Origin of the sequence: Cereibacter changlensis JA139 (genome assembly GCF_003034985.1) — a bacterium.
Lineage (GTDB): Bacteria > Pseudomonadota > Alphaproteobacteria > Rhodobacterales > Rhodobacteraceae > Cereibacter > Cereibacter changlensis.
The window spans coordinates 46,050-55,034 of the sequence record NZ_PZKG01000015.1; the positions used below are offsets into that span (position 1 = coordinate 46,050).

The 8,985-nt window shown below is 71.2% G+C and carries 9 protein-coding genes; 3 read left to right on the forward strand and 6 right to left on the reverse strand.

Features of this window, described 5'->3' with window-relative positions; genetic code table 11:
• Positions 1-3: 3 nt before the first annotated feature.
• Together C5F48_RS05470 and C5F48_RS05475 are read left to right on the forward strand one after the other, a co-directional pair.
• A complete protein-coding gene (locus C5F48_RS05470) occupies positions 4-1,188 on the forward strand; it encodes a M24 family metallopeptidase (protein WP_107662901.1) in 1,185 nt (394 codons plus the stop codon).
• 11 nt (positions 1,189-1,199) lie between these two features.
• Positions 1,200-2,165 carry an acetamidase/formamidase family protein gene (locus C5F48_RS05475; RefSeq protein ID WP_107662902.1) on the forward strand — a complete coding sequence of 322 codons (966 nt, stop codon included), beginning with the start codon at positions 1,200-1,202 and terminating at the stop codon, positions 2,163-2,165.
• A gap of 149 nt (positions 2,166-2,314) precedes the next feature.
• On the opposite strand, the gene C5F48_RS05480 is transcribed toward C5F48_RS05475, so the two are convergent.
• The 6 genes from C5F48_RS05480 to C5F48_RS05505 all read right to left on the reverse strand — a co-directional run bounded on the left by C5F48_RS05480 (position 2,315) and on the right by C5F48_RS05505 (position 7,842).
• The gene (locus C5F48_RS05480) at positions 2,315-3,256 is read right to left on the reverse strand and encodes a 2-hydroxyacid dehydrogenase (RefSeq protein WP_107662903.1); all 942 of its coding nucleotides are present in this window, start codon (positions 3,254-3,256) and stop codon (positions 2,315-2,317) included.
• Positions 3,257-3,351: 95 nt separating this feature from the next.
• The gene (locus C5F48_RS05485) at positions 3,352-4,074 is read right to left on the reverse strand and encodes a ribonuclease activity regulator RraA (protein WP_107662904.1); all 723 of its coding nucleotides are present in this window, start codon (positions 4,072-4,074) and stop codon (positions 3,352-3,354) included.
• Between the two features lie 17 nt (positions 4,075-4,091).
• Positions 4,092-4,877, reverse strand: coding sequence for an SDR family oxidoreductase (locus tag C5F48_RS05490; RefSeq protein WP_107662905.1), 786 nt, complete (start codon positions 4,875-4,877; stop codon positions 4,092-4,094).
• Positions 4,878-4,942: 65 nt separating this feature from the next.
• A complete protein-coding gene (locus C5F48_RS05495) occupies positions 4,943-6,151 on the reverse strand; it encodes a pyridoxal phosphate-dependent aminotransferase (protein WP_107662906.1) in 1,209 nt (402 codons plus the stop codon).
• A gap of 48 nt (positions 6,152-6,199) precedes the next feature.
• A complete protein-coding gene (locus C5F48_RS05500) occupies positions 6,200-6,625 on the reverse strand; it encodes a RidA family protein (protein ID WP_107662907.1) in 426 nt (141 codons plus the stop codon).
• Positions 6,622-7,842, reverse strand: a complete 1,221-nt coding sequence (locus C5F48_RS05505) for a pyridoxal phosphate-dependent aminotransferase (RefSeq protein ID WP_107662908.1) — start codon at positions 7,840-7,842, stop codon at positions 6,622-6,624. Before C5F48_RS05505 ends, C5F48_RS05500 begins: the two co-directional genes overlap by 4 nt.
• A 126-nt stretch (positions 7,843-7,968) precedes the next feature.
• Between C5F48_RS05505 and C5F48_RS05510 the strand changes: the two genes are divergently transcribed.
• Complete coding sequence (locus C5F48_RS05510) at positions 7,969-8,862, forward strand: LysR family transcriptional regulator (RefSeq protein ID WP_245941441.1); 894 nt, start codon at positions 7,969-7,971, stop codon at positions 8,860-8,862.
• The last annotated feature ends 123 nt before the right edge of the window (positions 8,863-8,985 follow it).

The window sequence follows — 8,985 nt, forward strand, 5'->3', positions numbered from 1 at the left end:
CCCATGTCGACACTTCCGGCGGAGGCTGCGGCCGATCCGCTCCGCGGCCGCGACGCCGTCTTTCCCCCTGCCGAATTCGAAGGCCGCATCGCGCGGCTGCAGGCCGAGACCGCGCGTCTCGGCGCCGATGCGCTGGTGCTGCTCGGCCCCGAGAACATCTTCTGGGCCACCGGGCGGCAGACGGCGGGCTACTTCGCCTTCCAGGCCCTCGTGGTTCCGGTCGAGGGGGCACCCGTGCTGCTCGTGCGCCAGCTGGAGACGACGGGGGCGCGGGCCTCGACCTGGCTTGCCGACATCCGCGCCTGGCAGGACGGCGAGGATCCCGCTGAGGCGCTGGCCGCGCTGGTGCGGGGCCTCGGGCTCGGGCGCATCGCCATGGAGCGCAGCGCCTGGTTCATCGGTCAGGACCTTGCCGACCGCATCGCCTCGGCCCTTGCGGGCGTGGCGCTGATCGATGGATCGGGCGTGGCGGAACGCCTGCGCGCGGTGAAATCCCCGGCCGAGCTCTCCGCGATCCGCAAGGCCGCGGGCTATGCCGAGGCCGCCATCGCCGCCTCGATCGAGGCCTGCCGCGCCGGCGTCAGCGAGAACGAGGTGGCCGCCGCCATGATGGGCGCCGCGATCCGCGCGGGCTCGGAAGCGATGGCGATGGAGCCGCTGGTCTCCTCGGGGCCCCGCTCGGGCGTGCCGCATGCGACCTGGCGGCGGCGGATGCTGGAGCCCGGCGATGCGGTTTTCCTCGAACTGGCGGCAAGCCACGACCGCTACCACGCGGCGCTCATGCGCAGCGTCTGGATCGGCCCGCCGCCCGCCGAGGCCGCGCGGATGATGGACACGGCCGAGCGCGCGCTCGACGCGGCGCTGGCGGCCCTGCGCCCGGGCGCGCCCTGCGCCGCCCCGCACGAGGCCGCGCAGGCGGTGATCGACGCCGCGGGCTACACCGCCGCCTTCCGCAAGCGCATCGGCTATTCGATGGGCGCAGCCTTTGCCCCCGACTGGGGCGAGGGGGCGATCCTGTCGCTCTTCACCGGCGTGGACCGGCTGCTCGAGCCCGGCATGGTCTTCCACCTGCCCGCTACGCTGCGCAGCTACGGCGACTATACGGTCGGCGCCTCCGAGACGGTGATCGTCACGGAAACCGGCATCGAGGTCTTGTCGAACCTGCCCAGACGGATGACGGTGCGCTGACCCTTTTGCCGATGGAGCGCCCCCTGGACCATCACCTTCCCGCCTCGCCCGCCACCGTCCGCTGGGGCCATCTCGATCCCGCCGCCGCGCCTGTGCTGCGGCTTGCGCCCGGCGAGCGGGCGGTGATCGAGACCCTGTCGGGCGGCCCGCGCAACCTGCCGCCCGAGGGCCATCCCTGCCGGGTGCTCGACAGTCACCGCGCGGTGATGGCCGCGCAGGCGCCGCATCTCGGGCCCCACATGCTGACGGGGCCGGTCCATGTCGCGGGAGCCGAGCCCGGCGACCGGCTGATCGTCGAGATCGAGGAGATCACTCTGGCGCAGGACTGGGGCTGGAGCGCCATCGAGCCGGGCTTCGGGATCTTCCCCGACCTTGCGCCGGTCTACGAGAGCCTCGTCATCCCCATCGACCGGGCGCGCCGCAGCGCGCGGTTGCCTTGGGGCCCCGAGGTCGCGCTCGCGCCCTTCTTCGGCATCCTCGCCATGGCCCCGCCGCCCGAAGGGGGAACCGTCAGCTCCGTGCCGCCCGGACCCTTCGGCGGCAATGTGGACAACCGCTTCTTCCGGCAGGGCGCGCGGATCTCCTTCCCGGTCTTCTGCCCGGGCGCGCTGTTCTTCGCGGGCGACGGCCATGCGCTGCAGGGCGACGGCGAGGTCTGCGACACCGCGCTCGAGACCGCGCTGAACGGCCGTTTCCGCTTCATGCTCGAGAAGGAGACGGCGCCCGCCGCTCCCGAGATCGAGCTGGGCGAGCTGATCGTGACCATGGGCTTTCACGAGACGCTCGATCAGGCGGCGCGCGACGCGACCGCCCGGATGCTCGACTGGATCGGCGCGCATACCGGCCTCACCCGCACCGAGGCGTGGCGGCACGCGAGCCTCTGCGCCGATCTGCGGATCACGCAGGTGGTGAACGGGCAGAAGGGTGTGCATTGCGTGCTCGACCGCCGCAGCCTGATCGGCGCGCGCCCCGCCTGAGGGGAGAGGGCGCGAGGCCGAAAGGGGGGCTGCGGACGGGCGCATCGGCGGGCAGGCCACGCCGGGAGGCCGCTCCGGGTCTGGCCCGAACCGGAGCGCGCGCCCCGGACACTCCGGGGCGGTCCCTTGTGCAGGCCGTTGCCAGCCCGTCAGTAACCGCGGGTGAGATCGACCGAGGGCGGGATGCGGCCTGTCGCGCGGTAGTCGGCAACATGCGCCCCCACGATGGCCGAGGCCGTTTCGGTATCGGTCGGGGCCGAGATATGCGGCAGCACCGTCACGTTCGGATGGCCCCAGAACGGCGAGGCCTCGGGCAGGGGCTCGACCTCGAACACGTCGAGCACCGCATGGCGGATCCGGCCGCTGTCGAGCGCCTCGATCAGCGCCGCGCTGTCGAGGATCGGGCCGCGGGCGAAGTTGATGATCTGCGCCCCCTCAGGCAGGCACGCAAGCCGGCGGGCATCGAGAAGCCCCCGGGTCTCGCCCGTGAGCGGCAGCAGGCAGACGAGGATCTCGACCTGCCCCAGCATCCGCCCGAGCGTCTCTTCACCCGCGTGGCAGGTGACGCCCGGGATCTCCTTCGGCGACCGGCTCCAGCCATGGACGTCGAAGCCTGCATCGCGCAGCCGGAGCGCCGCCGAAGCGCCGAGTTCGCCGAGGCCCAGCACCCCCACCCTGGTGCGCTCGGGCCGCTTGTAGGGCAGCCCCTTCCAGACGCGGGCGCGCTGCTGGGCGGCATAGGCCGGCATGTCGCGGAAGAGATAATAGGTCCAGGCCAGCGCCGCCTCGGCCATGGTGCGGGCAAGCTCGGGATCGACGAGCCGCACGATGGGGCGCGCAAACTGCCCAAGTTCCGCTGCCATCCGCTCGACCCCGGCCCAGAGGCTGTGCACCCAGACGAGGTTCGGCAAGGCGGCCAGATCGGCCGGGTCGGGATTGGCCACGATGGCGATGTCCACCTCGGCCCGTTCCGCGGGGCTCAGGTCGCGGAAGCTGCCGATCCGCTCGCCGGGCAGGGCGCGGGCGAGATGCCCGGCCCAATGGGCCTCGGCCTCGGGCGACAGACGGGTGACGAGCGCGATCCGCGGCATGGCAGAGCCTTTCAAAAAAAGGCCCCGGGCAGGGGCAGGCCCTGACCCGGGGAGGTGGGGAGACGGAGGCGGGGGCCACGCGGCCCCGCCGAAGATCACTGGCCCGATTGCGCCTTCCAGGCCTCGTACTTGGCCTTGTTCTCGGCATTGGCGGGATAGAGGCCCGGAAGCGGCACGCCCGCCTCGACCTGGGTCATGATCCAGCCTTCGAGACGCTCCTGCTCGACCGACTCCTCGGCCACGGCCTCGACCAGATCGGCCGGGATCAGCACAGCGCCATCGTCGTCGATCACCACCATGTCGCCCGGGAAGACGGCGACGCCGCCGCAGCCCACCGGCTGCTCCCAGGCCACGAAGGTCAGGCCCGCGACCGAGGGCGGAGCGGCCACGCCCGCGCACCAGACCGGCAGGCCGGTGCCGCGCACGCCCGCCACATCGCGCACGACGCCATCGGTCACGAGGGCCGCCACGCCGCGCTGCTTCATCCGCGCGCAGAGGATGTCGCCGAAGATGCCCGCATCGGTGATGCCCATGGCGTCGACCACGCAGATGCAGCCCTCGGGCATCGCCTCGATGGCGGCGCGGGTCGAGATCGGCGAGGACCAGCTGGCCGGGGTAGCGAGGTCTTCGCGCGCGGGCACGAAGCGCAGGGTGAAGGCGCGGCCGACGATGCGCGGCTGGCCGGGCTCGAGCGGCATGGCGCCGCGCATCCAGACGTTGCGCAGGCCCTTCTTCAGAAGGACGGTGGTGAGGGTCGCGGTGGTCACGCCGCGCAGGGCCTCGATCAGGGCCTGTTCCTTGGCGGTGTCGGTGGTCATGCTGTTTCTTTCCTGTGTCAGATGCTGGCGATCAGGCCGCCGTCGATGCGGAGGGTGCTGCCGGTGATGTAGGAGGCGCGGGCCGAGGCGAGGAAGGCCACGGCGTCGCCGTATTCCTCGGGCTGACCATAGCGGCCGAGCGGGATCGAGGCCACGCTCTCGGCGGCCACATCGGCCACGGCGCGGCCCTCGCGCGCGGCCTTCTGCTCGTCGAGGAAGGTGATGCGCTTGGTGGCGACGCGGCCGGGCAGCACGATGTTGGCGGTGATGCCGTCGCGGCCCACTTCGCGCGCCAGCGTCTTCGACCAGCCGACGAGCGAGATGCGCAGCGCGTTCGACAGGCCGAGGTTCGGGATCGGCGCCACCACGCCCGACGAGGTCGAGGTGATGATGCGGCCCCATTTGCGCGCCTGCATGCCTGGCAGCACGCGGTCGGTGATGGCCACGACCGAGAGCACCATGGACTCGAAGCTCGTGCGCCAGAGCTCGGGATCCTGCCCCGAAACCGGCGAGGGCTTCGGCCCGCCCGTGTTGTTCACGAGGATGTCGACCGGGCCCAGCTCGGCCTCGATCCGGCTCACGTTCGTCTCGATGGCGCCGAGGTCGGCCAGATCCCAGGCGAGCGGCAGCGCGGCGCCACCCTCGGCCCGGATCGCCTCGGCCGTGGCTTCGGCCGCGACGAGGTCGATGTCGCCGAGCGCCACCCGCACGCCCTCGCGGGCGAGCGAGCGGGCGATGGCGCCGCCGAGGCCCCCGCCCGCGCCCAGAACCAGCGCCGTCTTGCCTCTGATACCCAGATCCATGTCGGTCTCCGTCTTTGTCGTGGTTGGGGCCCGCCGCTGCCGGGCAGGCCGCTGGGAGCCCGGCCTCAGGTCAGCCGGGCCGAGGCCGCGCGGATCCGCTCGCAGGCGGTGCGCAGCCGCTCGGTGTCGGTTGCGAACGAGATGCGGAAGTAGGGGGCGAGGCCGAAGGCGCTGCCCGGCACCGCGGCGACGCCCGCTTCCTCGACCAGATACATCACGAAATCAGTGTCGGTCTCGATCCTGCGCCCGTCGGGCCGGGTGCGGCCGATCATGCCGGCGCAGGAGGGGAAGAGGTAGAAGGCGCCATTCGGGCGCACGCAGCTCAGCCCCTCGATCTGGTTCAGCGCCGAGAGGCACAGGTCGCGCCGCTGGCGGAAGATCTCGTTGCGCTCGGCCAGGAACTCCATCGGCCCGGTCAGGGCCGCGAGCGCCGCGGCCTGGCTCACCGAGGAGGGGTTCGAGGTCGATTGCGACTGGAGCGTGGCCATCGCCTTGATGATGTCGGCCGGACCCCCGGCATAGCCGATGCGCCAGCCGGTCATCGAGAAGGCCTTCGACACGCCGTTGCAGGTCAGCACCCGCTCCATGAGCTTCGGCTCGACCTGCGCGATGGTGGCGAATTCCCAGCCGTCGTAGCGCAGGTGTTCATACATGTCGTCGGTCATCACCAAGACATGCGGGAATTCGAGCAGCACATCGGCCAGAGCCCGCAGATGGGCGGCCGAATAGCCCATGCCGGTCGGGTTCGAGGGCGAGTTCAGGATCACCCATTTGGTGCGCGGCGTGATCGCCGCCCGCAGCGCGGGCGCGGTCAGCAGGAAGTCGTCCTCCTCGGGGCAGGAGACGGTGACCGGCACCCCGCCCGCAAGCCGCACCATGTCGGGGTAGGAGACCCAGTAGGGCGCGGGCACGATCACCTCGTCGCCCTCATCGAGCGTGGCCAGCAGCGCGTTGTAAAGCACCTGCTTGCCGCCTGTGCCGACGCTGATCTGGTTCGTCTCGTAAGAGAGCCCGTTCTCGCGGCGGAATTTCTCGACGATGGCGGCCTTCAGCTCGGGCGTGCCGTCCACGTCGGTGTAGCGGGTCTGGCCCGCCTCGATGGCGGCGGCGGCGGCCTGCCGGATATGAACGGGCGTGTCGAAGTCGGGCTCGCCCTGCGACAGGCCGATGATGTCCTTGCCGTCGCGGCGCAGCTGGGCCGCAAGCCGCGTCATGGCGATGGTGGGCGAGGGCTGCACGGCCTGAAGCCGGGAGGAAAGGCGGGAGCTGGTCATCTGGGGGCGTTCCTATGGGCTAGGAGGGCCTGGCCGGCCCGTTTCATGTCAGACGGTGGCGATGAGCTGGATCTCGACGGGGGCGTTGCCGGGCAGGGTGGCCACGCCCACGGCGGCGCGGGCGCCGATGCCCGCGGGCCCGAGCTCCTCGCGCAGCCGCGCCGACGCGAAATCGGCGAGCTTCGAATGCGCCTCGAAGCCGGGCTCCGCTGCGACATAGACGGTGAGCGAGAGGATCATGGCGAGGCTCTCGCCCTCGGCCAGAAGGCCGCGCGCGGCGGCCAGCGCATTCTCGCAGGCAAGCCGGACGGCATCCCGCTGCTCCTCGAGCGGCTGGTCGCGGCGCACCGGGCCGGTGAATTGCAGCACCCCCTCGCGGCGCGGCGTCATGCCCGAGGTGAAGATCAGCGCGCCCGCCCGGCGGGCCGGAATGTAGTCGCCCTGAGGGACCGGCTGGGAGAGGGCGGCCGTCATGCGCGATACCGCTCGACCAGCGCCACGATCCGCTGGGCGGCGGCGACGGCGGCCTCGTGATCCTGGCTGAAGTTCAGCCGCACGCTGTCGGCCGTGTGCGGGCTGAACTCGGTGCCGGGCGTCACCACGACGCCGGCCTGCAGCCGCAGGAGCTTGACGAAATCCGCGGGCGCGACCGCGAGCTTCGGCAGCCGCGGGAAGAGGTAGCTGCCGGCCTGCGGCGTGCGGGCGAAGACGCCCTCGCAGCCTCGCAGCACGCGCAGCAGTTCGTCGCGGATCGCCTGATGCCGGGCGATGCGCTCCTCCATCCAGCCCGGCGCCTCGTCGAACCAGCCGCGCAGCACCGCCTGGCTGTAGCCCGCGGCGCGCAGGCTCACGATGGCCTGCAGCTTCTCCATCCGCGCGATGATGGCGCGGGAGCCGAAGGCCACGCCCAGCCGGTAGCCCGAGAGCGATTCCGTCTTCGACGGGCCCATGATGGTGACGACATTCTCGGCATCGACCGCCGCTTCGGCGCGCAGATGCGTGTAGCTCGCCCCCGCATAGCGCAGCCGGGAATAGAGCTGGTCGGCGATCACGGTCGCGCCGTAGCGCGCAGCCAGCGCCGCGATCTGGCGGATCTCCTCGGCCGAATAGACCACGCCGGCGGGATTGTTCGGGTTCGAGAAGAGGAAGACCCGGGCACCGGCCTTGAAGGCGTCTTCCAGTCCGGTCAGATCGAGCCCCGCCCGCGTCTCGTCGGCCGAGACATAGTCGAGCTGTACCGGGACCATCTCGCCCTCGAAGAATTCGACGAGCTTGCGGTTGGCGAAATAGTCGGGCTGGACGATGGCCACCTTGTCGCCGCGCGCGACCGTCGCCGCCACCGCGAGGAACAGCGCCCCTTGGGTGCCGGGCGTGATGATGAGCCCGTCGCGCGCATCGACCGGCGCGCCCGTGAAGGCCGCAAGCCGCGGGGCCAGCAGGTCGCGGATGCCCAGATCGCCGCGATATTCGGTATAGGCCTGCACCCCGCCCGAGGCCACGCCTGCCGAGAAGAGGTCGAAGGCCCCCGGCGTCGGCTCATGCGCATCCACGTCGCCATGCGAGAAATCGACTGGCCGGCCCGCCAGCGCCTCGCCGCGCATCAGCGCCTCGAGGCCCGCCGCAGTCTGCCGCACTTCCTGCCCGGGGGCATTGTCGGTGCCGAGTTTCCGGAACTTCGCTTCGATCGTCATGTCTCGCTCCTCTGCGGCAGCCTTCGCTTCCGTTCCGTCTATGCCGGACGACCGGAAAGAAAAAATGGCTTTTTGTGCTTTGAGAAGATAGGAAAGCCATGGTCCGCCGGGCGACCCGCAAGGAGCATGATGGATATCCGCTTTCTCGAAAGCTTCGTCACCGTGGCTGACTGCGGCTCCATCGCCGAGGCGGCGCGGCGGCTGAACCTGACATCGGCCGCCCTGTCGCAGCGGCTGCGCACGCTCGAACGCGACCTGGGCCATTCGCTCGTCATGCGGGTGGGGCGGCGGGTGCGGCCCACCGCCTCCGGGCTGGCGGTCCTTGATCATGCGCGCGCGCTCATCGATGGCGCGCGCGACCTGCGCGCCGTGGCGGCACAGGACGAGCCGGCTGGGCAACTGCGGCTCGGCGCCATCGCGACCTCGCTCACCGGGCTTCTGCCGGCCATCATCGCCCGGTTGCGCGCGCGTCATCCCCGCATCGAGTATTACATCCGTCCGGATTCCTCGGTGAACCTCTACCACGGGGTCATCAGGGGAGAGCTCGACGCCGCGGTGATCGTGCGTCCGCAATTCCCCATGCCGAAATCGACCGGCTGGCTCACGCTCCGCGAGGAGCCGCTCGTGCTGCTGGCGCCCGAGGATGCGGTGGGGGAGGACCCGGTGGCGATGATCGAGAGCCACCCCTTCATCCGCTACGACCGCAACCAGTGGGGCGGGCAGATCGTCGACCGCTACCTGCGGCGGAACGCGCTGACGGTTCAGGAATGGCTGGAACTCGACGCGCTCGACGCGATCGCGGGGCTCGTGAGCCGGGGCCTCGGCGTCGCCATCGTGCCGGACTGGGCGCCGCCCTGGCCCGAGGGACTGCGGCTGCGCAAGATCCAGCTGCCCGACGCGGGCGGGCGGCAGACCGGAGTCTTGTGGAACCTGTCCGGCGCCCGCATCTCGGCCATGCAGGCCTTCGTGGCGACCTGCCGCGCCAGCACCGGTCGGGAGGAGCCGTCGCTCGCTCTTTGAAGCGGCGTGACCCGCAGCCCCGCTGGCGCCTCACGAAGGTGGCCGCTGCTTCTTTGCGCGGAGTGGAGGCGTCAAAGTACCGTATCAAAATAGTAACTTAACTATGAAGTGGCGGCTAAAGGC

Coding starts and splice junctions, on each gene's coding strand:
- C5F48_RS05470 (WP_107662901.1), top strand. CDS start 4: ATGTCGACACTTCCGGCGGAGGCTGCGGCCGATCCGCTCCGCGGCCGC.
- C5F48_RS05475 (WP_107662902.1), top strand. CDS start 1,200: ATGGAGCGCCCCCTGGACCATCACCTTCCCGCCTCGCCCGCCACCGTC.
- C5F48_RS05480 (WP_107662903.1), bottom strand. CDS start 3,256: ATGCCGCGGATCGCGCTCGTCACCCGTCTGTCGCCCGAGGCCGAGGCC.
- C5F48_RS05485 (WP_107662904.1), bottom strand. CDS start 4,074: ATGACCACCGACACCGCCAAGGAACAGGCCCTGATCGAGGCCCTGCGC.
- C5F48_RS05490 (WP_107662905.1), bottom strand. CDS start 4,877: ATGGATCTGGGTATCAGAGGCAAGACGGCGCTGGTTCTGGGCGCGGGC.
- C5F48_RS05495 (WP_107662906.1), bottom strand. CDS start 6,151: ATGACCAGCTCCCGCCTTTCCTCCCGGCTTCAGGCCGTGCAGCCCTCG.
- C5F48_RS05500 (WP_107662907.1), bottom strand. CDS start 6,625: ATGACGGCCGCCCTCTCCCAGCCGGTCCCTCAGGGCGACTACATTCCG.
- C5F48_RS05505 (WP_107662908.1), bottom strand. CDS start 7,842: ATGACGATCGAAGCGAAGTTCCGGAAACTCGGCACCGACAATGCCCCC.
- C5F48_RS05510 (WP_245941441.1), top strand. CDS start 7,969: ATGATGGATATCCGCTTTCTCGAAAGCTTCGTCACCGTGGCTGACTGC.